The following is a 20,743-nucleotide window of genomic DNA, read 5'->3' as shown; positions in this document are numbered from 1 at the left end:
GAAGCGACGCGCCCGGATGTGTCCGAACATCAATTTTTCCCCTGATCGCGACGCGTGCTCGGCGAGTTCGAGCGCGTGGCGTTGCGGGCTCCCTATCGGCGCTCGATGACGGTAGCGTGACGATTTCGCCATGTTTTTCAGTGCGTGCGAAAGGTGGCGCTTTCCCGTGCTATCGACACTGCTCGGACACACGCGGCTGGAGAACGATGATGCGGCGCACGACGGTACTTTTGAACTTGATCGCAGCGGCGGCGACCGTCGCGTCGGCAAGCGCGGCGGCGCAGCAGCGCGACAGTCTGGGGCACGTCATCACGCAGCCGTTGCGCGACACCCGGATTTCCAAGACCAAGATTCCGCCGATCCTGCAGCTTGCCGCCTCGGCCCCCTATTCAGCCGCGCACACCCAGGGCTGCGGCACGATTGCCACCGAAGTCCGCAAGCTCGACGCGGCGCTCGGCCCCGATGCCGATGTACCCGGCAAGCCGAAGGGCGAGGGGGCTGAGGTCGCGGCGGTCGCCGCGCGGACCGCGGTGAGCACGCTGATCCCGGGGCTCGGGCTGGTGCGCGTGCTGACCGGTGCGGACAAGGAGCAGCGCCGCGCCGAGGCGGCCGTCTATGCCGGGCAGACGCGCCGCGCCTTTCTGAAAGGGCTGGGCTATGCGCGCAAATGCCCGGTACCCGCCGCGCCGACGCGTGCCGCGGTGGCGGATATGCCCGGGCCCAACTGAGCCTTCAATCGCGCGCGAAGATTTCCGAGCGGGGAATGGTCAGGTTGAGCGAAGCGATCGTCACGTCTTCGTCGGGGCCAAGCCAGTCGGCGGTCCAGCCGCCCGCCGGAGTCCGCTGGACGACGTGGATCCGCTCCTCCGCCGGATCGACGAGAATGACTTCGCGCGTCCCGGCGAGCGCACAATATTCCGCAAGCTTGACCTTCTGATCGTAAGCGAAGCTTGAGGGCGACAGGACTTCGAAAACCACTTGCGGATCACCGAGCAGCTTCTTGTGCGCGTTCTCGGGCGCTGCTGGGTTGTTGCAATAGACGCTGACGTCGGGGAGGCGCACGGTGCGATCGTCTGTCTGCGCAGCGAGATCGGAGCCATATGGCCGGCAGCCTGTGCCACGCAAACGTGGGCCGAGCGGCATCAGGATATTGGCAGCAATTCGCGCATGCTGCTCGCTGCCGCCCGCCATCATGTAGATCAGGCCGTCTTCGAGCTCAGCCTTGGCGCCGCCGAAATCCATCTCGAGGAACTCCTCGACGCTGATGCGACGATAGGCCGGGTCGAGATCGAGAGAGGTCGCGGGCATGGCGCAGAATATACCGCCGATCGCCGGACAAACAAAGGGCCGGCGGGTCGCTCCGCCGGCCCTTCGTCTTGTCCAGCCAAGGAGGCCGGGTAGTGCGGGCTTCCGGCACCGGCGAAGCCGGTGCTGCGTCGGACGGGATCGTCGAGCACGCTCGCCGACCCGCCGGCCGGAACCACGCGAGTCCTGACATAGCTTTCGCTATGTCAGGCCGCGTTGGCTCAGAAGTCCATACCGCCCATGCCGCCCATGCCGCCGCCGCCCATCGGCATTGCGGGCTTGTCTTCCGGCAGCTCGCTCACGGCCGCTTCGGTCGTGATGAGCAGGCCGGCGACCGATGCTGCGTTCTGCAGCGCGGTGCGGACGACCTTGGTCGGATCGATCACGCCGGCTTCCACCAGGTTCTCGTACGTGTCGGTCGCAGCGTTGAAGCCGATCGTCGGATCGTTGCCGTCGAGCAGCTTGCCCGAGACAACCGCGCCGTCATGGCCAGCGTTGGTGGCGATCTGACGCACCAGCGAGGTCAGCGACTTGCGGACGATATCGATGCCGCGCGTCTGGTCTTCGTTCGCACCGGTCAGGCCGTCGAGGACCTTGCTGGCGTAAAGGAGGGCCGTGCCGCCGCCGGGGACGATGCCTTCTTCAACGGCTGCGCGGGTTGCGTGCAGCGCGTCGTCGACGCGGTCCTTGCGCTCCTTGACTTCGACTTCCGAAGAACCGCCGACCTTGATGACAGCAACGCCGCCAGCAAGCTTGGCGAGACGCTCCTGGAGCTTCTCCTTGTCGTAGTCCGACGTCGTGTTCTCGATCTGCTGACGGATCGCATCGGTGCGGCCCTTGATCGCGTCATGGTCACCAGCGCCATCGACGATGACGGTGTTGTCCTTGTCGATCGTGACGCGCTTGGCGGTGCCGAGCATGCCGATCGTGACGCTCTCGAGCTTGATGCCGAGGTCTTCCGAGATCATCTCGCCCTTGGTCAGGATCGCGATGTCCTCGAGCATCGCCTTGCGACGATCGCCGAAGCCCGGTGCCTTGACCGCTGCGACCTTGAGGCCGCCGCGCAGCTTGTTGACGACGAGCGTGGCGAGTGCCTCACCCTCGATGTCCTCGGCGATGATCAGGAGCGGGCGACCCGACTGAACGACGGCTTCCAGGATCGGGAGCATCGCCTGCAGGTTCGACAGCTTCTTCTCGTGGATCAGGATGAAAGGATCCTGAAGCTCGACCGACATCTTCTCGGGGTTGGTGATGAAGTAGGGCGAGAGGTAGCCGCGGTCGAACTGCATGCCTTCGACGACGTCGAGCTCGAACTCGAGACCCTTGGCTTCCTCGACGGTGATCACGCCTTCCTTGCCGACCTTCTCCATCGCTTCGGCGATCTTCTCGCCGACTTCACGATCGCCATTGGCCGAGATGATGCCGACCTGGGCGACTTCGTGCGAACCCGAAACCGGCTTCGAGCGCGACTTGACGTCCTCGACGACCTTGATAACCGCGAGATCGATACCGCGCTTGAGGTCCATCGGGTTCATGCCCGCTGCAACCGACTTCATGCCTTCGCGAACGATGGCCTGCGCCAGAACCGTTGCGGTGGTCGTGCCGTCGCCGGCGATGTCGTTGGTCTTCGAGGCGACTTCGCGCAGCATCTGCGCGCCCATGTTCTCGAACTTGTCCTTGAGCTCGATTTCCTTGGCGACGGTGACGCCGTCCTTGGTGATGCGCGGTGCGCCGAAGCTCTTGTCGATCACCACGTTGCGGCCCTTCGGCCCCAGCGTGACCTTGACGGCATCGGCGAGGATGTCGACGCCACGGAGGATGCGCTCACGCGCGTCACGACCGAATTTTACGTCCTTGGCTGCCATGATGAGGCTACCCTTTCTATGTCTGTTGAGTCTGGAAAGTCACACGAAAGTCACACCATCCGCGCCTGCGCGCAGACGGGGGGCAGCTCAGCCAACGATGCCGAGGATGTCCGATTCCTTCATGATCAGCAGGTCTTCGCCGTCGATCTTGACCTCGGTGCCCGACCATTTGCCGAACAGGATCTTGTCGCCGGCCTTGACTTCGAGCGGGTGGATTTCACCGGCTTCGTTGCGGGCGCCGGTGCCGACGGAGACGACTTCGCCTTCCTGCGGCTTTTCCTTGGCGGTCTCGGGGATGATGATCCCGCCGGCGGTCTTTTCTTCTGCCTCTACGCGGCGGACGAGCACGCGGTCGTGCAACGGACGAAAGGTCATGGGCGAAGTCCCTTAATGATGAACAGGTGTTAGCACTCGACGTTGGTGAGTGCCAGCAGGGCGGGATATGATAGCGACACCACGCATCGTCAACCGCCGCCACCGCATTTTCTGGCACGAAAGATTACGCGTGTTGGCAAACTAACACGCATTTACTCGCGCCGTGGCTTGCCGTAGCGAAGAGCCCTATTTCCGCCAAGCAGGGATCGGCCAGATGAAACTCGTACGGGGCGCGTGGAAGATACTCGTCGGCATCAAGGACGCGCTGGTCCTCATCGCGATGCTGCTGTTCTTCGGCCTGCTGTTCGCGGCACTCGCTGCCAAACCGAACAAGCGCGCGGTCGGCGACGGCGCGCTTGTGCTCAAGCTCGATGGCCCGATCGTCGAGCAGACGCAGGAGGTCGGTGCGTTCGCCAGCCTGAGCGGCGGCGGCGGCGCGCATGAATATCGCCTGCGCGACGTGGTGCGCAGCCTCGACAAGGCGGCCAAGGACGCCAGCGTCAAGGTCGTCGTGCTCGATCTCGACTCGTTCGGCGGCGGCTATCCGGCGGCGCTGAACGAAGTCGGCGCGGCGCTGAAGCGCGTGCGGGATGGTGGCAAGCCGGTGCTGGCGTTCGCCACGGCCTATACCGATTCCGGCTATCGCCTCGCCGCCAATGCCAGCGAGATCTGGGAAAGTCCGATGGGCGGCACCTTGTTCATGGGGCCGGGCGGATCGCAGCTCTATTACAAGGGCCTGATCGACAAGCTCGGCGTCAACGCGCACGTCTACCGCGTCGGCAAGTACAAGTCGTTCGTCGAGCCCTACACGCGCACCGAAGCCTCGCCCGAGGCGAAGGAAGAGGTGGTCAAGCTGTACCAGGTGCTGTTCGCCAATTGGCAGCAGTCGGTCGCAGCCGCACGGCCCAAGGCGAAGTTCGCGCCCTTCCTCGCGACGCCGGGCGCGGTGATCACCGCGGCGCAGGGTGATATCGCCAAGGCCAATCTCGATGCGGGGCTGGTCGACAAGCTCGGCACGCGGCTCGATTTCGGCAAGCGTGTGGCGGAGATCGCCGGCGCCGATGCCGGGAAGGCGGCCGGACTGTTCAAGACGATCAAGTACGACGCCTATGTCGCCGCCAATCCGCTGCCCACCGGCGGCGACAAGGTCGGTGTGCTGACGATCGCCGGCGACATCGTCGACGGCAAGTCGCAGGGCGGGAATGTCGGCTCGGATACGGTGTCGAAGCTGCTGCTCGACGCGCTCGCCAAGAAGGACCTCAAGGCGCTCGTCGTGCGCGTCGATTCGCCCGGTGGTTCGGCGCTCGCATCGGAAGACATGCGGCGCGCGATCCAGGAGGCGAAGGCGCAGAAGCTGCCGATCGTCGTGTCGATGGGCTCGGTCGCGGCCTCGGGCGGCTATTGGGTGTCGACCGCGGGCGACATGGTGTTCGCGCAGCCGACGACGATCACCGGCTCGATCGGGATCTTCGGGATCATCCCGACCTTCGAGACCACGCTCAAGAAGGTCGGGCTCACCACCGACGGCGTCCGCACCACGCCGCTGTCGGGGCAGCCGGACATCTATGGCGGCACCAACCCCGAGACCGATGCGATCTTCCAGGCGGGGATCGAGAATGGCTATCGCCAGTTCATCACGCGGGTCGCCAATGCGCGGAAAATGACGCCCGAGCAGGTCAACGAGATCGGGCAGGGGCGCGTCTGGGACGGCGGGACTGCGTTGCAGCTGCATCTGGTCGACAAGTTCGGCGGCTTGCAGGATGCGATCGCCGAGGCAGCGCGGCGCGCGGGGCTGAAGGCCGATGGCTATCACGCCGAATATCTCGAGAAGAAACCGAGCGCGTTTGCCAAGATGATCCAGCAGTTCGCCGACTCGAACAAGGATGACGACACCTCGGCGGGTGATGCCTTCACGCGGATGGCGGCCGAGCGGCGCGCGGTGTTCGCGCGCGCGCTCGGCGACGTGACGCGGATCGGCACCGGTGCTGCCATCCAGGCGCGCTGCCTCGAGTGCGAGGGCGTCGGCGGCAATGCGCCGCGCGCTGGGGACGCGCGGCTGATGGACTTCGTGCTCGCGCGGTTCGGGCTGTGAGCATGGACCCCGCCCCCACTCGCGTCGCGATCCGCCCCGCGACGCCCGACGATGCCGCGGCGATCGCGGCGATCTACCGCCCGTATGTCGAGCGCGGCGTGGTCTCGTTCGAGACGGCGGCGCCCGATGCCGCGGTGATCGCGCAGCGGATGGCGTCTTCGGGCGGGCTGTATCCGTGGCTCGTGGCGACCGAGGGCGAGGGCGGGGCGGTGCTCGGTTATGCCTATGCCTCGGCGTTCCGCGATCGGCCGGCGTATCGCTACACGATCGAGACGACGGTCTATCTCGAGACGGGCACGCAGGGGCGCGGCAACGGGCGGCAGCTGTACGACGCGCTAATCGACACGGTGCGCGCGCAGGGCTTCACGCACGCGATCGGCGTGATCGCCTTGCCCAACGACCATTCGATCCGGCTGCACGAATCGGTCGGTTTCAAGCGCGCCGGGTTCTTCCGCGAGGCGGGGTATAAGGACGGGCGCTGGATCGACGTCGGATACTGGCACTGCGACCTCAACGACGCGACGATCCCTCCGATGGAACCCAAGCCGTTCTCGGAAACGGGGATGGTGTGGAATTGGTAACGCCATGAGCAAAAAGCCCCTCCCCTTCAGGGGAGGGGTTGGGGTGGGGAAGTGATGGCCACGGAAGCCGAACTCCTGAAGCGCGCACACGAGATGCGGCGCAATCCGACCGAGCCGGAGATCCGGCTATGGCGGGCGCTTTCCAATTCGCAGCTCGATGGTTTGAAGTTCCGTCGCCAGCATGTGGTTTTCGAAGCTCAAGCGATTCTAGACTTCTTCTGTCCCGCGATCGGCCTCGGAATAGAAGTTGATGGCGAAACGCACGGCGCCGATCGAGACGCGCGTCGTGACGCTAGGCTCGCCGCGCTAGGCTTCACGATCGTCCGCTTCAGCAATGCCGATGTTATGTCGAACCTTTCGGGCGTAGCGGAAGTGATCTCCACCACCGCCTCCACGCTGTCCAATCGATGGCAGCGCACTTCCCCACCCCAACCCCTTCCCTGAAGGGGAGGGGCTTTCTACGCGCCCGGCTTCACGCTAAGCGCGCTTTACCTATGACCGACACACCAGCCCCCGCCCGCGATTATCGCGACACCGTCTTCCTGCCGAAGACCGACTTTCCGATGAAGGCCGGCCTGCCCGCCAAGGAGCCGGGCATTCTCGCGCGCTGGCAGGCGATGAACCTCTACGAGAAGATGCGCGAAGCGCGCCGCGGGGCTGAGAAGTTCATCCTGCATGACGGCCCGCCGTACGCGAACGGCGACATGCATATCGGCCATGCGCTCAACCATATCCTCAAGGACACGGTGTGCCGCACGCAGGGGCTGCTCGGCAAGGACGCGCCGTACGTCCCCGGCTGGGACTGCCACGGCCTGCCGATCGAGTGGAAGGTCGAGGAGCAGTACCGCGCCAAGAAGCGCAACAAGGACGAAGTCCCCGCGAACGAATTTCGCGCCGAGTGCCGGGCGTATGCGCAGCATTGGGTCAACGTCCAGCGCGAGCAGCTCAAGCGGCTCGGCATCAATGGCGACTGGGACCATCCCTATCTGACGATGGATTTTGCAGCGGAAGCGACGATCGTCACCGAGCTGATGAAGTTCGCGGAAAGCGGCCAGCTCTATCGCGGCGCCAAGCCGGTGATGTGGTCGCCCGTCGAAAAGACCGCGCTCGCCGAGGCCGAGGTCGAATATGAGGACGTCGTGTCGACGCAGATCGACGTGGCGTTCGAGATCGTGGACGCGCCGAACGCGCCCGAGCTGGTCGGCGCGCATGCGGTGATCTGGACGACGACGCCGTGGACGATCCCGGTGAACCAGGCGCTGAGCTATGGGCCGGAGATCGAATACCTGCTTGTCCGCTTCGACGACATGGCCGAGGGGCCGCGCACGCTGCTGATCGCGCAGGAGCTGCTCGAGAGCTTTGGTGCGCGGATCGGGCATCCGGTGATCCTCAAGATCGGCGACAGCGCAGGGACGGTGACCGCGCTCCAGTCGGTCAAGGGATCGCACCTCGAAGGCGCCACCGCGCGCCATCCGATGCACGAGCTCGGCGGCTTCTTCGCCAAGCCGCGGCCGTTCCTGCCGGGGGATTTCGTCACCACCGACGCGGGTACCGGGCTCGTCCATATGTCCCCCGACCACGGCGAGGACGATTTCCTGCTGTGCAAGCAATACGGCATCGAGCCGGTCTTCGCGGTCGATGGCGCGGGGATGTATCGCGACGATTGGGCGTGGCTCGGCGGGCAGGGCTCGGTGATCAACAAGAAGTTCGTCTCCGCCGAGGGGCCGATCTGTTCGGACCTGCGCGGCGTGGGTGCGTTGCTCGCGGCGAGCGATGATTTCGCGCATTCCTATCCGCATTCGTGGCGGTCGAAGGCGAAGGTCATTTTCCGCGCTACGCCGCAGTGGTTCATTCCGATGGATCAGGCGCTTCCCGAGAGCCCCTCCCCTTCAGGGGAGGGGAGTCTTGGGCGGACCTTGCGGGAGACCGCGCTCGCGGCAATCGAAGCGACCACCTGGTATCCGCCCAAGGGCCAGAACCGCATCACCGCGATGGTCGCCGGGCGCCCCGACTGGGTGATCAGCCGCCAGCGCGCCTGGGGTGTGCCGATCACGCTGTTCGTCGATCGCAAGACCGGCCAGTATCTCGTCGATCCCGCGGTCAACGCGCGGATCGTTGCCGCGATCACCGCGCAAGGCGTCGATGCGTGGAGCGAGGAAGCGGCGCAGGCCCTGCTCGGCCCCGACTATGACCTCGCCGCTTACGAGCGCGTCACCGACATTCTCGACGTGTGGTTCGACAGCGGCTGCACGCACGCCTTTGTGCTCGAGAGCGGACGCTGGCCCGACCTGCAATGGCCGGCCGATCTCTATCTTGAAGGCTCGGACCAGCATCGCGGCTGGTTCCAGTCGTCGCTGATGGAGGCGTGCGGCACGCGCGGGCGCGCGCCGTACAATGCGGTGCTGACGCACGGCTTCACGATGGACTCCAAGGGCATGAAGATGTCCAAGTCGCTCGGCAACACGATCAACCCGCTCGATTTGATGAAGGAATCGGGCGCGGACATCCTGCGGTTGTGGGCGCTGTCGGTCGATTTCACCGAGGACCACCGCATCGGCAAGGAGATCCTTGGCGGTGTCTCCGACCAGTATCGCAAGCTGCGCAACACCTTCCGCTACCTGCTCGGCGCGCTCGACGGGTTCGACGAGGCCGAGCGGCTGCCGGTGGCGGAGATGCCCGAGCTCGAACGCTATGTGCTCCATCTGCTCGCCGAACTCGACGCCAAGCTGCGCGCGGCGGTGCTGGTGTACGACTTCAACAGCTATGTCCGGCTACTGACCGAGTTCGCGCAGGAGGATCTCTCGGCCTTCTACTTCGATATCCGCAAGGATTCGCTCTATTGCGACGCGCCGACCGACTCCAAGCGCCGCGCCGTGCGCACCGTGTTCGACACGCTGTTCCACGCGCTCGTCCGCTATGCAGCGCCCGTGCTGTGCTTCACCGCCGAGGAGACGTGGCAGGCGCGCTTCCCGAGCGAGGATGGCTCGGTGCATCTGCTCGAATGGCCAGATGTGCCCGCGGTCGATAGCGTCGATGCGGCGAAGTGGGACGCCGTCCGCGCCTTGCGCCAGCAAGTGACCGAGGCGATCGAGCCGCTGCGCCGTGAAAAGATCGTGCGCTCGAGCCTCGAGGCCGAGGTGGTCGTGCCCGAGGCGCCGCTACCCGCCGCCGAGCTCGCCGAGCTGTTCATCGTCGCGCAGGTCACGCTCGGTGACACGCTCGCGGTGGCGCGGACCGATTTCCACAAATGCGGGCGCTGCTGGCGGCTGCTCCCCGAAGTTCAGGAAGACGGCGATCTGTGCGATCGCTGCGAGGCGGTGGTGGCATGAGGCTCCCGCTCGCAGGCTTCGCGACCGCGATCGCGCTCTTCGTCGCCGACCAGGCTGCCAAGCTCGGCGTGACCGACGGGCTCAAGCTCGATGCGATGACCAACGCGCATTACGTCACCTCGTTCTTCAACCTGCGCTTCGTTGCCAATCGCGGCGTGTCGCTCGGGCTGCTCCACGCCGATACCGACACGACGCGCTGGCTGCTCGTGCTGATGACCGGCGCGATCGCGCTCGGCGTGCTGGTGTGGATGCTGCGCGAGACCAAGCGCGCCGACCAGATGGCGCTCGGGCTCGTGCTGGGCGGCGCGTTCGGCAACATCCTCGACCGGATCCGGCTCGGCTATGTCGTCGATTTCGCCGATCTGCATTTCGGCGCGTGGCAGCCGTTTTTGGTGTTCAACATTGCCGACGCCGCGATTAGCATCGGCGTGCTCATCTTGCTCGCGCGCGCGCTTCTGATACGAGATACACCGAACCAAGATTCTGGGGCGGAACAAAGCCCAACGGAGAATATCCATGCGTAAGTTTTCGATTCTGACGGCCGGCGTGGCGCTGCTCGCGCTGGGCGCTTGCGCGCATGGCAAGGGCGGCCGCGCCGGGCCCGACGAATTCTCGGTCGCGCGCCAGGCGCCGCTCGTCATTCCGCCCGATTTCTCGCTGACCCCGCCCAAGCCGGGTGCGGCGCGCGCCAATGACGTGAGCGCCAACGCACAGGCGCTCGACGCGCTGTTCGGCGGCACGGCGGCCCGTAGCGCCGCCGAGAGCGCGACGCTTTCGCAGGCGGGCGTCGATTCGGACGATCCCGGCATCCGCTCGTCGGTTGGCGATCCCGGCACGACCGTGGTCGACAAGGGCACGACGACGCGTGACGTCGTCGCAGCGCCCGAGGGCGACGGGCAGGCAGCCAAGGCGACCGCGCCGAAGTGACCCAAAACAAAACCCTCCCCCGCGGATGCGGGAGAGGGTTTCGGGACCGATCAGAGGGAGCGTCCGCAAGGGCGCTCCCGTTTTCGTATCAGAAGTTCACGCCGACATAGGCCAGCACGCTCGACCCGCGGCCGAATCGCGAAGCATAACCGTGGCGATAGAGACCGCCGACCTTGCTGTTGCTGATGTCGGTATCGACCCAGGTCACGCCAACCTTGAACGGACCGCCGACGGCTTCGGCGGTGGCCGACCAGTCGAGATAGTTGCGGTCGTTGCCGTTGAGATTGGCAAGGCCGAGCGAGCCATCGGTATAGCCGACATGGCCCTTGAGCGTGATCGGCGTCTTGGGCACCGCGACCGAGGCTTCACCATAGACGTAGATATTGTCGTCTTTGTTGTTCGCCGTGAAATCGAGGCCCTTCTGGCCGCCCCACGCATAGTTGCCGCCGACCTTGGTCGAGACCGGGCCGAGCGTGTAGCTGACCGAGGCGTACGGCTCGAAGAAATCGGTGTTAAGGCCCGATACGCCGCTCGGATAGTAATAATAGAGCAGGCCGCCATCGACCGTCAGACCGCTGAAGGTCTTGGTATACCCGGCGTACAGATCGACCTCGGCATCGCCGTAGCCGGTGAGGAGCGGGGTCTTGCCGCTGCCGTCGATCGTCGAGGCCCAGGTGCCGATGTAGAAACCGGTCGAGCTGTTGATGTTGATCGTGCCCTGGACGGCGCCTTCGCCATTGGTCTGGGTCAGGCCGCGGAAGCGATAGTCGCTGATCAGCGTTGCGCCGCCGGTGATCTTGAACGGCTTGTCGGGCGCGGCAGGCGCCGCAGCGGGAGCATCCTTGGCGTCGGGCGTGGTGGTGGTCGGGACATCCTGCGCAAAGGCGGGCGTGGCGGAGGCGGCGAGCAAGAGCGCGCCAAGAGTAGATGTGGAGAAGCGCATCGTTTCCCTTTCGAAAATGCGACTGTCCCCGCCTGCTTTACCGATGCGGCGTCTGTCGGAGGCGCAAGACCTCCCGCGCAGCTAAGCGGCAAGTTCTTTCATTGCCGAGCCACGCTGCATCGCACAACTTAATTCTCGCGCGCGCGCGGGATAGCCGGGGATTGTGGCTGTTGCGCAACAGTTCTGTTTCAAATCATTGCTAGGCGGCGAATCGTGCCAGTCCGGCGGCCAGGTCGGCGATGAGATCGACCGGGTCCTCGAGCCCGATCTGCAACCGTACGAGCGGCCCCGCATCGGCACGGCGCGTGACGCTGCGATGGCGTTGCGGGTCGACCGGCAGGGCGAGGCTCTCGAATCCGCCCCAGCTGTACCCGATCCCGAAATGCTCGAGCCCGTCGATCAGTCGTGCGCGATCTGCCTCGCCGCCGCCGTTGAGGACGAACGAGAACAGCCCCGACGAGCCCTTGAAGTCGCGGAGGAAGTGCGCGTGACCGGGGCAGCTCGGCAAAGCCGGGTGGAGCACGGTCGCGACTTCGGGTTGCCGGTCGAGCCACTGCGCGATCTCGAGTGCGCTCGCCTGGTGCTGTTTGAGGCGGATCGCCATCGTGCGCAGGCCGCGGCTGGCGAGCCAGCTGTCGTCGGGGCTGGCGATCTGGCCGAGCTGGAAGCTGGTGTCGCGCAGCCGCGCGAAATGGCCTGGCGCGGCGGTGACCGAGCCCATCATCACGTCGCTATGGCCGACGATATATTTGGTGCAGGCGAGGATCGTGAGGTCGACGCCGTGCGCGATCGCGGGGAAGAAGAGCGGGGTTGCCCAGGTGTTGTCGAGCAGCGTCGTGATGCCGCGCGCCTTGGCGACGGCGACGATCGCGGGGATATCCTGTACCTCGAAGGTCAGGCTGCCGGGGCTTTCGAGCAGGATCGCGCGCGTGGCGTCGGTGATCAGGTCGGCGATGCCGGCGCCGACCATCGGATCGTAGAAGCGCGTGGTGATGCCCATTCGCTTGAGCAGCCCCATGCCCATCGCGCGAGTCGGGTCATAGGCGCTGTCGGGGACCAGCACGTCATCCCCGGGCGAGAGCACCGACAGCAAGGCAGCGGCAATCGCGGCGACGCCCGAGGGATAGAGGAAGGTGCCTTCGGCGCCGGGTTCGAGCTCGGTCAGTGCATCGGCAAGGCTCCACTGCGTGGGCGTGCCCTTGCGGCCATAGAACAGCCGGTGATGCGTATCGCGCCCGCCGGCCTCCCGCAGATCCGCGACCGAATCGTACAGAATGGTCGAGGCGCGCCACACGGGCGTGTTGACGATCCCCTGCGTCCATTCCTTGCGGCGACCCGCGGTGACGACACGGGTGGAGTCGCCCTTGAGGGCATCGGTCTTCTTCATGGCTCGAAATCCTGCAATGCAGGTCCTGCAAAGCGGGAGACCGTCGCGAACGCAAGTGTGTAGTCGTTAAGCCCCTCCCCTGAAGGGGAGGGGCTTTTGAAGGGACTACGCCGCGCCCGTCGCCTTCGGCGTCGAGCGCTCGGCGCCCCATTCGGACCAGCTGCCGTCATAGACCGCCGCCTGATTGCCGAGCAGATGCGCGCCGAATGCCAGCGCCGAGGCGGTGATGCCCGAGCCGCAGGTGGTGACGAGCGGCTTGGCGAGATCGATGCCCGCGCCTTCGAACGCCGCCTTGAGCGCGTCGCCCGTCTTCCACGTGCCGTCGGTATTGAAGAGCTCGCCGACCGGCAGGTTCTTCGAGCCCGGGATATGGCCGGGATGCGTCGCTGGGCGCGGATCGGGTTCCTCGCCGGTGAAGCGCGCGGCCGAACGCGCGTCGAGCACCTGCTCGGCCCCGCTGTCGACATTGCGCTTCATTTGATCGAGCGTGCGCACGCCGGTGTCGTCGGCCCAGACGGTGAAGTGGCGGTGGCGCAGCTGCTCCTTGCCGCTTGCCGTCTCGCGGCCTTCGGCCTGCCATTTGGTGAGCCCGCCATCGAGGATCGCGACGTCGTGCGCGCCGAAGGTGCGGAGCATGAACCAGGCGCGCGCCGCGGTGTGGTAAGGCGAATTGTCGTAGAGCACGATCCGGCTGCCATCGCCAAGGCCGAGCGACTGCATCCGGCTTGCGAACTTCTCGGGCGCGGGGAGCATCGCGGGCAGGGGGCTGCTCGTGTCGGCGATCTCCGCGAGATCCATGAACACCGCGCCGGGGATGTGCGCGGCTTCATATTCGGCCGCGGCGTCGCGATCGCCGAAGCCGGCGAAATACGTCGCGTCGACGATCCTCAGGTCGTTCGCGCCCAGCTCGTTTGCGAGCCACTCGGTCGTCACCAGCGAATCCATCGATCGTCTCCTCGTTTTTTTGCAGCCTAACCACCTGTTCGCGCGACGTCGAGACCGCGGGATGACGCGGCTGCTTCGCCGTCCTATATTGCCCGCATGACCCCTACGCATCTCGGCCAAACCAGCACGCTGCCCGCCTCTCCCGAAGAGGCGGTGCTCGACTATGTCCCCAATCCGCGCCCGGGCCGTCTGTATCTGGTGCGCTTCGCCGTTCCCGAATTCACATCGCTCTGCCCGGTTACGGCCCAACCCGATTTCGCGCATCTGGTGATCGACTATGCCCCGGCGGCGACGATCGTCGAGTCGAAGTCGCTGAAGCTGTTTCTCGGCTCGTTCCGTAACCATCAGGCATTTCACGAGGATTGCACGGTCGGCATCGGCGAGCGCCTGTTCACCGAGATGCAGCCGGCATGGCTGCGAATCGGCGGCTATTGGTATCCGCGCGGGGGCATCCCGATCGATGTTTTCTGGCAGTCTGGCGCTCCGCCCGATGGGTTGTGGTTGCCGTCGCAAGACGTTCCGGGGTATCGCGGTCGTGGTTAAACGCGGCCGCCGTTCATCTTACCGCAAGGTTGATCCGGATCAGCCGATTCATTCTGTTGCAATGCAACATTCCTGCAACCATATTGAAACTTGGCCGTTCGGGAGAGGGTACTCGAGGGTATAAACCCCGTAAAAAAACAGGATTTGCGATCATGGTGCAGTTGGCGGATGTCGTGAACTCGATCGACCACGTGGCCTTGGTCGGTAACTTCCTGCCGCGCAAATGTGGCCTCGCGACCTATACCACCGACACCTTTACCGCTCTGAAAGGCCGGTTCCCGGATCTCAAGATCGACGTCTACGCAATGGACGATCATCCAGGCCGGTACGAATATCCCCCCGAGGTGACGCGCAGCATTCCCGAGCAGGACCGGATGCAATATCTGGAGGCCGCGCGCGAGATCGAGGCGAGCGGCGCTCAGGCCCTGTGGCTGCAGCACGAATACGGCATTTTCGGTGGGCCGGCCGGCGAGCACATCCTCGCCTTGCTCGAGCGTGTGTCGATGCCCGTCATCGTGACGCTTCACACGATCCTCGAAAAGCCCAATGCCGATCAGCGCCGCGTGATGGAGGGCCTGTTGCGCCGTGCCTCGCGCGTGGTGGTGATGGCCGAACGCGGTCGCGAGATCCTCGAACGCGTCTATGGCGCGGCGGGCCGCTCGATCGTGATGATTCCGCATGGCGTCCCCGATCGCGAGTTCGTCGTTCCGGACTCGCTCAAGGCGCGCTTCGGCTGGGAAGGGCGCGATGTCGTCCTGACCTTCGGGCTGCTGGCGCCTGGCAAGGGCATCGAGGTGATGATCAATGCGCTGCCGGCCATCGTCGAGCAGAATCCGAACGTGCTCTATGCCGTGCTCGGTGCGACGCATCCCAACCTTGTTGCGCATGAGGGCGAGAAGTATCGCGACAAGCTGAAGGCGCTCGCGCTCGACCATGGGGTCGGACGCAACATCGAGTTTATCGATGCGTTCCTCGAGCATGATGAACTCATCGATTATCTGCAGGCAGCGGATATCTACGCGACGCCGTACCTCAACCCGGCGCAGATCACGTCGGGGACGTTGTCCTACGCCGTCGGCGTCGGCAAGGCGGTCGTCTCGACGCCATACGTCCACGCGACGGAAATCCTTGCCGATGGGCATGGCGTACTGGTCGATTTCGGGGACTCGGCCGCGTTTGCCCGCGAGATCAACGCGCTGCTCGGCAGTGAGCGCAATCGGATCAAGCTGTCGGAGCGTGCCTATGCGCGTGGCCGAACGATGATCTGGCCGCGTCTCGCCGAAGTCGCGATGCGCGAGATCGCGCAGATGGTCGCCGCCAAGCCGCTTCGCCTGCCGAGCAGCACGGCCGCGCTGACGCCGCTCGCGCCCGATTTCGCCGCGGTCGAGCGGATGAGCGACTCGACGGGCATGCTGCAGCACTCGATCTTCTCGATCCCCGATCGCCGCCACGGCTATTGCATTGACGACAATGCGCGCGCGTTGATGCTCGTCAGCCAGATGACGTCGCTCGACGATGTGCAGCGCGACAAGTGGATGACGATCTACGCGTCGTTCCTCCAATTATGCGTGGAACCCCGAAGCGCGGCGCTTCCGCAATTTCATGAATTTCGATCGTACCTGGTGCGAGGATTTCGGATCCGAGGATTCGAACGGCCGGACTTTGTGGGCGTTCGGCGTGACCGCGCGCGATGCGCAGATGGACAAGCACCGCATGTGGGCCGCGTCGATGTTCGACATGACCGCGTCGCTCGCGCTGGAACTTGGTTCGCCACGCGCGCACGGCTTTGCGATGCTGGGTGCAGCGGCAATGCTCGAGGCGGTGCCGGACCACTCGTTGGCGCGCACGATCCTGACGCGCTTCGGCGATGAACTCGTCGCCCTGCTCGAGGATGCGCGTCGCCTGCAATGGGAATGGTTCGAGATCGTGCTCGCATATGACAATGCACGGCTTCCCGAGGCGCTGCTGCGCGCCGGGATCGCGCTCAAGCGGGACGACATGATCCAATGCGGCCTGACCACGCTCGAATGGATCGTCGCCAAGCAGACCTCGCCCGACGGCCGCTTCCGCGCGGTCGGCAGCGAGAGCTTCGGGCGCGTCTATGCCGAACCGCTGCAGTTCGACCAGCAGCCGCTCGAGGCGCAGGCGACGATCGACGCCTGTAGCGCGGCATTCGACGCGTCGCAGGATATGCGCTGGGTCGAGGAAGCGAACCGCGCCTATCGCTGGTATCTCGGCCAGAACGATCTCGATCTGCCGCTGGCAACAGCCCAAGACGGCGGATGTTTCGACGGCCTGATGCCGACCGGGCTCAACCGAAATCAGGGTGCCGAGTCGATTTTGGCGCTGCAATTGGCCGGTTGCACCATTTCCGGGCTGGCAAAGCGAGCGCAAAGCGTGGCAGGACCAAACCGCGCCGTCGCGTAGCCTCGCTCGCGACGTCGCCAAGGCGTTACGCGAGGCGATATTGTGATCGAGCTGTTTGAACACCCATTGCGACTCCATGCCGACCCGTCACGCGTCGTCGTGCGGCCCTTCCATCTGGCTTGGAGCGGCAATGGTGGAAATCGTACCGAGCGGATCGTCAATGCGGTGATGGCGCTCGACGCAGCCGAAACACGCGCTGAGCTTGAGGTTGTGCTCAAGGATTTCGAGGCGCGGCACTGGCAGACGCGGCGTGTCTTCATGACGCGGTATGACGAGATCGAGTCGATGCTCGGGCTCGACGGCAGCGAGATTGGCGACGAAAAGCGCCAGCTGATCGGCGCCTATTTCTGCCACGAGTACAGCTATGCCGCCGCGGCGCTGATGAACCCCAGCGCGGTGCCGCATTTTGACCAGTCGGGCATGCCGGCGGGATCGCAGCGCATCCTGATGTCGCTGCGGGCAGTGGGTGAGGGGCATATCTCCTCGGTCGCCTTCCGCGAGGGCATCATCACCGACGGTAACCAGCTCAAGCTCGCGCCCGAGCCGCCCTTCGCGACCGCGACCGATGCGGTCGGGCTCGATGAGGAGGAACTCCCCGAGGGGCCGATCACCGTCTATCGTCACCGCGATTCGACGCTGTCGGGCACGGTAATCTTCCCGATCACGGCCGCGCAGTCGAAGGGCCTCGAGGATCTCCGCCTCGTCCAGTTTCAGCATGACGATGGCAGCTACGAATGGCTCGGCACCTATACCGCCTATAACGGCTCGACGATTCAGTCCGAGCTGATGCGGACGCGCGACTTCCGCGCGTTTGATCTGGTGCCGATGTCGGGCTCGGCCTCGCGCAACAAGGGCATGGGGCTGTTCCCGCGCAAGGTGAACGGCCAGTACATGATGATCGGTCGGCAGGACGGCGAGAATCTATACCTGATCAAGTCCGACACGCTGACGCATTGGGACGAGGGCGAGAAGCTGCTCGGCCCGCTATTCCCCTGGGAGCTGGTGCAGATCGGCAATTGCGGACCGCCGATCGAGCTCGACGAGGGCTGGCTCCTGCTGACGCACGGCGTCGGAGCGATGCGCAAATATGCGATCGGGGCGGTGCTGCTCGACAAGACAAACCCGGCCAAGGTGATCGGCCGTACGCGCGAGCCGATCCTCGCCGCGGCGAACCAGGACCGCGAGGGCTATGTGCCCAATGTGGTCTATACCTGCGGCGCGATCCGACATGGTGAGACGCTGTTCGTGCCGTATGGCGTGGCGGACAGCTCGGTTGCGTTCGCGTTCATCAACATCAAGACGCTGCTCGAGGCGATGGCGTGATTGCTTCCTCTCCCTGGAGGGAGAGGAATGCCGGGTGAACAGCGCGGGCCGCTGTTCACCCGATATTGGGCCCGCTGGGCGAAGCGCAGTGGGAAGGGTTAGGGCGGCTCGCCTGACCAGCGGTGACTGCCCTCACCCGACCTCGCTGCGCGCGGCCACGGTCTCCCGAAGGGAGAGGGATTTTAGCGCGTGGCCGCTATCGCGCGGCGATACAGCAGCGCGGCGACCGCGAAGAACAGCACCGTCCCGCCGACCAGCGCTTCGGTTTCGTGTCCCGACATCAGCTTGAGCGGCGCATCGCTGCCGCTCAGCCACACGATCAAGGCGAACACCACGCCCCACAGGCTCTCGCCGACGATCATGCCGGTCGCGGTGAGCGTGCCCATCCGCTCGGCGACGTCCGGATTGGCGCTGCCCCGCGCCCAGCGATCGTAGGCAAAGCCGAACACCGAGCCGAGCACCGTCGGGAGGATCACCGCCATCGGCAGATAGATGCCGAGCGCAACGCCCAGCGGCGGCAGGCGCAGAAGGCGCAGTTTGCCGAGCAGTTCGTCGAGCGCGATCAGCACGACCCCAGCGAGCACGCCATAGCCGAGCATCGCCCAATTGGCGTCGCCCGACAGCACGCCCTTGGCCAGTGCGGAGATCAGCCCGGCCTGCGGTGCGGCGAGCGCGTTCGGCCCGGCACCGGGAACGCCGACGAAGCCCATCCCGCTGTTGAGCACGTTGAGCACCGGCGGGATGATCAGCGAGCCGAACACGACGCCGATCACGAGCGCGACCTGCTGCTTCCACGGCGTCGCGCCGACGAGTTGGCCGGTCTTGAGATCCTGCAGATTGTCGTTCGAGATCGTTGCGACGCCGAACACGATGCCGGTCACGATCAGCGCATAGGCGATCAGCGCGCGGGTCGTGTCGGCGCCGGGATGCTGCCCGAACAGCCCGACCAGCATCAGCGACGATCCGATCACCGCGAGGATGCCGATCCCCGACACGGGCGAGTTCGACGCGCCGATCAGCCCCGCCATATAGCCACACACCGCCGCGATCATCAGGCCTGCGACGAGCACGAACACCAGCGCGCCTGCGATCAGCAGGAATGCCGATCCGGCCAGCGCGCCGCCGGCGATGACGTCCCACAACAACCAGGCGATCGGCAGCAGCGTCAGCACCGCAACGAGCGCAACCCACACGATCGGCAGATCGCGCTCCTCGAGCGCGAGCGTCTCGCCCTTGCCGCGCGCTGCGCTGGCGGCGAGCGCCGAGCGGACGCCGCCGATCACCGGGCCGGCGATCTTCACCAAGGTCCAGATTGCCGAGATGCCGATCACACCCGCACCGAAGAAGCGGACATCGCCCTTCCACACGGTGTTGACCCAGGCGGCGATATCGCCCGGTGCCGGGTGCGCCGCCGTCAGGATCGGGACGAGCAGGAACCAGCCGATCACCAACCCCAGCGCCATCGCCGCGCCGACCGAGATGCCGACGAGATGCCCGACCCCGATCAGCGCGAACGACAGGCTGCCCGAAATCCCCGTCGCGCCGGCACCGACGCGGAAGGTCGTCGCGGCGGTGTCGGTGATGATCTTGGTCTGGGTGAAGATCGCGAAGGCGCCCGAAGCGATGCTGTTCCAGATCAGCACGAGCAAACCCTGCCGCGCTTCCGCCTCGCCCTCGCGCGATCCGGCGCCGATCTGCAGCACTTCGGCGGCGGCGACACCCTCGGGATAGGGCAGGTCGGTATCGACGACGAGCGCGCGGCGTAAGGGGACCGAGAACATCACGCCGAGAATGCCGCCGGTCATCGTGATCGCGGCGGTCTGGACATAGGGAAAGTCCTGCCACCAGCCGATCATCACGAGCCCGGGCAGCACGAAGATGATCGCCGCCAGCGTACCCGCGGCACTCGCGACCGTCTGGACGATATTGTTCTCGAGGATCGTCGATCCCTTGAACAGCTTGAGGATCGCCATCGAGATCACCGCGGCGGGGATCGAGGTCGCGAAGGTCAGCCCGACCTTGAGCCCGAGATAGACGTTGGCCGCGGTGAACAGCAGCGTGATGACGCCGCCGAGCAGGACGCCGCGCAGCGTGAGTTCGGCGATCGGGGTAGGGCGGGGGTCGGTCATCGCACCATCTGGCACAAGCGACACCTGCGGCGACAGCGCTTTTTGCCCGGGGGCGAACGGGCCGCCCGCCTTGGACGCCAAATCGAAAGCTGGATATCGTGAGTATGCTTATGATAGGGCGAGGCATGCAAGATTCGATCGCCTTCATGATCAGCGACGTCTCGCGGCTGATGCGGCGCCGCTTCGACGAACGAGCGCGCACGATCGGCGTGACGCGGACGCAGTGGCGCGTGCTCAAGATCCTTCAGCGTGGCGAGGGGATCAACCAAGGCGGGCTTGCCGAACTGCTCGAGGTCGAGCCGATCACCGCGTGCCGGATGATCGACCGGCTCGCCGAAGCCGAGCTGGTCGAACGGCGGCGCGATCCGAACGATCGGCGGGCGTGGCAGATCTATCTGACCGATCGCGCGCGGCCGCTGCTGGACGATCTCGGGCTGCTCGCCGACGAAATGCTCGACAGCGCGCTGGCGGGGATCTCGGATGCCGACCAGGCGCGGGTGGTGGCGACGTTGCAGCAGATCCGCGGCAACCTGTCCGATCCACAACCGGCAAAAGACGTGGCGAACGGCTGA

The 20,743-nt window shown here is 65.5% G+C and carries 17 protein-coding genes and 1 pseudogene; 11 read left to right on the top strand and 7 right to left on the bottom strand.

Going from position 1 to position 20,743, the window contains the following annotated elements:
• The first annotated feature begins 230 nt into the window (after nt 1-230).
• Nucleotides 231-728 carry a hypothetical protein gene (locus ACVWYO_RS03385; RefSeq protein WP_457348780.1) on the top strand — a complete coding sequence of 166 codons (498 nt, stop codon included), beginning with the start codon at nt 231-233 and terminating at the stop codon, nt 726-728.
• Nucleotides 729-732: 4 nt separating this feature from the next.
• On the opposite strand, the gene ACVWYO_RS03380 is transcribed toward ACVWYO_RS03385, so the two are convergent.
• The 3 genes from ACVWYO_RS03380 to groES all read right to left on the bottom strand — a co-directional run bounded on the left by ACVWYO_RS03380 (nt 733) and on the right by groES (nt 3,545).
• The gene (locus ACVWYO_RS03380) at nt 733-1,308 is read right to left on the bottom strand and encodes a Uma2 family endonuclease (RefSeq protein WP_457348779.1); all 576 of its coding nucleotides are present in this window, start codon (nt 1,306-1,308) and stop codon (nt 733-735) included.
• Between the two features lie 218 nt (nt 1,309-1,526).
• A complete protein-coding gene (gene groL / locus ACVWYO_RS03375) occupies nt 1,527-3,170 on the bottom strand; it encodes a chaperonin GroEL (protein ID WP_457348778.1) in 1,644 nt (547 codons plus the stop codon).
• Between the two features lie 87 nt (nt 3,171-3,257).
• Nucleotides 3,258-3,545, bottom strand: coding sequence for a co-chaperone GroES (gene groES / locus ACVWYO_RS03370; protein ID WP_010183565.1), 288 nt, complete (start codon nt 3,543-3,545; stop codon nt 3,258-3,260).
• Nucleotides 3,546-3,759: 214 nt separating this feature from the next.
• Here groES and sppA point away from each other — a divergent pair, with 214 nt between their 5' ends.
• From sppA to ACVWYO_RS03340, 6 genes are read left to right on the top strand one after another with little or no spacing between them, the layout of a single operon-like run.
• The gene (gene sppA, locus ACVWYO_RS03365; RefSeq protein ID WP_457348777.1) at nt 3,760-5,637 is read left to right on the top strand and encodes a signal peptide peptidase SppA; all 1,878 of its coding nucleotides are present in this window, start codon (nt 3,760-3,762) and stop codon (nt 5,635-5,637) included.
• A 2-nt stretch (nt 5,638-5,639) separates the two neighbouring features.
• A complete protein-coding gene (locus ACVWYO_RS03360) occupies nt 5,640-6,218 on the top strand; it encodes an N-acetyltransferase family protein (RefSeq protein ID WP_457348776.1) in 579 nt (192 codons plus the stop codon).
• Between the two features lie 54 nt (nt 6,219-6,272).
• On the top strand, nt 6,273-6,662 hold the full coding sequence (locus ACVWYO_RS03355) for an endonuclease domain-containing protein (protein WP_457348775.1): 390 nt from the start codon (nt 6,273-6,275) through the stop codon (nt 6,660-6,662).
• Nucleotides 6,663-6,712: 50 nt separating this feature from the next.
• A complete protein-coding gene (ileS, locus tag ACVWYO_RS03350) occupies nt 6,713-9,547 on the top strand; it encodes an isoleucine--tRNA ligase (RefSeq protein ID WP_457348774.1) in 2,835 nt (944 codons plus the stop codon).
• Entirely contained in the window at nt 9,544-10,071 is a 528-nt protein-coding gene (lspA, locus tag ACVWYO_RS03345; protein WP_457348773.1) for a signal peptidase II, read from the top strand. The genes ileS and lspA overlap by 4 nt, the downstream gene beginning before the upstream one ends.
• On the top strand, nt 10,064-10,474 hold the full coding sequence (locus ACVWYO_RS03340; RefSeq protein ID WP_457348772.1) for a DUF3035 domain-containing protein: 411 nt from the start codon (nt 10,064-10,066) through the stop codon (nt 10,472-10,474). The genes lspA and ACVWYO_RS03340 overlap by 8 nt, the downstream gene beginning before the upstream one ends.
• Nucleotides 10,475-10,562: 88 nt before the next feature.
• Here ACVWYO_RS03340 and ACVWYO_RS03335 read toward each other — a convergent pair whose 3' ends face one another.
• From ACVWYO_RS03335 to sseA, 3 genes are all read right to left on the bottom strand, one after another.
• Nucleotides 10,563-11,417, bottom strand: coding sequence for a TorF family putative porin (locus ACVWYO_RS03335; protein ID WP_457348771.1), 855 nt, complete (start codon nt 11,415-11,417; stop codon nt 10,563-10,565).
• A gap of 199 nt (nt 11,418-11,616) precedes the next feature.
• Nucleotides 11,617-12,804, bottom strand: coding sequence for a cystathionine beta-lyase (gene metC / locus ACVWYO_RS03330; RefSeq protein ID WP_457348770.1), 1,188 nt, complete (start codon nt 12,802-12,804; stop codon nt 11,617-11,619).
• Between the two features lie 105 nt (nt 12,805-12,909).
• Nucleotides 12,910-13,749 (bottom strand): 3-mercaptopyruvate sulfurtransferase, encoded by an 840-nt coding sequence (gene sseA, locus ACVWYO_RS03325; protein ID WP_457348769.1) that lies wholly within the window; start codon nt 13,747-13,749, stop codon nt 12,910-12,912.
• Between the two features lie 96 nt (nt 13,750-13,845).
• Here sseA and queF point away from each other — a divergent pair, with 96 nt between their 5' ends.
• From queF to ACVWYO_RS03310, 3 genes and pseudogenes are all read left to right on the top strand, one after another.
• Nucleotides 13,846-14,292, top strand: a complete 447-nt coding sequence (gene queF, locus ACVWYO_RS03320; protein ID WP_457348768.1) for a preQ(1) synthase — start codon at nt 13,846-13,848, stop codon at nt 14,290-14,292.
• 152 nt (nt 14,293-14,444) lie between these two features.
• Nucleotides 14,445-16,719: pseudogene (locus tag ACVWYO_RS03315) on the top strand (glycosyltransferase).
• Between the two features lie 42 nt (nt 16,720-16,761).
• Complete coding sequence (locus tag ACVWYO_RS03310) at nt 16,762-18,042, top strand: glycoside hydrolase family 130 protein (RefSeq protein ID WP_457348767.1); 1,281 nt, start codon at nt 16,762-16,764, stop codon at nt 18,040-18,042.
• Between the two features lie 182 nt (nt 18,043-18,224).
• On the opposite strand, the gene ACVWYO_RS03305 is transcribed toward ACVWYO_RS03310, so the two are convergent.
• A complete protein-coding gene (locus ACVWYO_RS03305; protein ID WP_457348766.1) occupies nt 18,225-20,171 on the bottom strand; it encodes an OPT family oligopeptide transporter in 1,947 nt (648 codons plus the stop codon).
• Between the two features lie 125 nt (nt 20,172-20,296).
• Here ACVWYO_RS03305 and ACVWYO_RS03300 point away from each other — a divergent pair, with 125 nt between their 5' ends.
• Nucleotides 20,297-20,743 carry a MarR family winged helix-turn-helix transcriptional regulator gene (locus tag ACVWYO_RS03300; protein ID WP_457348765.1) on the top strand — a complete coding sequence of 149 codons (447 nt, stop codon included), beginning with the start codon at nt 20,297-20,299 and terminating at the stop codon, nt 20,741-20,743.

The sequence above is a fragment of the Sphingomonas sp. UYP23 genome (assembly GCF_054059235.1).
Note: the sequence above shows the minus strand (reverse complement) of the source record. Positions and strands in the feature narration are given on the sequence as shown.

Coding starts and splice junctions, on each gene's coding strand:
- ACVWYO_RS03380 (WP_457348779.1), bottom strand. CDS start 1,308: ATGCCCGCGACCTCTCTCGATCTCGACCCGGCCTATCGTCGCATCAGC.
- groL (WP_457348778.1), bottom strand. CDS start 3,170: ATGGCAGCCAAGGACGTAAAATTCGGTCGTGACGCGCGTGAGCGCATC.
- groES (WP_010183565.1), bottom strand. CDS start 3,545: ATGACCTTTCGTCCGTTGCACGACCGCGTGCTCGTCCGCCGCGTAGAG.
- sppA (WP_457348777.1), top strand. CDS start 3,760: ATGAAACTCGTACGGGGCGCGTGGAAGATACTCGTCGGCATCAAGGAC.
- ACVWYO_RS03360 (WP_457348776.1), top strand. CDS start 5,640: ATGGACCCCGCCCCCACTCGCGTCGCGATCCGCCCCGCGACGCCCGAC.
- ACVWYO_RS03355 (WP_457348775.1), top strand. CDS start 6,273: ATGGCCACGGAAGCCGAACTCCTGAAGCGCGCACACGAGATGCGGCGC.
- ileS (WP_457348774.1), top strand. CDS start 6,713: ATGACCGACACACCAGCCCCCGCCCGCGATTATCGCGACACCGTCTTC.
- lspA (WP_457348773.1), top strand. CDS start 9,544: ATGAGGCTCCCGCTCGCAGGCTTCGCGACCGCGATCGCGCTCTTCGTC.
- ACVWYO_RS03340 (WP_457348772.1), top strand. CDS start 10,064: ATGCGTAAGTTTTCGATTCTGACGGCCGGCGTGGCGCTGCTCGCGCTG.
- ACVWYO_RS03335 (WP_457348771.1), bottom strand. CDS start 11,417: ATGCGCTTCTCCACATCTACTCTTGGCGCGCTCTTGCTCGCCGCCTCC.
- metC (WP_457348770.1), bottom strand. CDS start 12,804: ATGAAGAAGACCGATGCCCTCAAGGGCGACTCCACCCGTGTCGTCACC.
- sseA (WP_457348769.1), bottom strand. CDS start 13,749: ATGGATTCGCTGGTGACGACCGAGTGGCTCGCAAACGAGCTGGGCGCG.
- queF (WP_457348768.1), top strand. CDS start 13,846: ATGACCCCTACGCATCTCGGCCAAACCAGCACGCTGCCCGCCTCTCCC.
- ACVWYO_RS03305 (WP_457348766.1), bottom strand. CDS start 20,171: ATGACCGACCCCCGCCCTACCCCGATCGCCGAACTCACGCTGCGCGGC.
- ACVWYO_RS03300 (WP_457348765.1), top strand. CDS start 20,297: ATGCAAGATTCGATCGCCTTCATGATCAGCGACGTCTCGCGGCTGATG.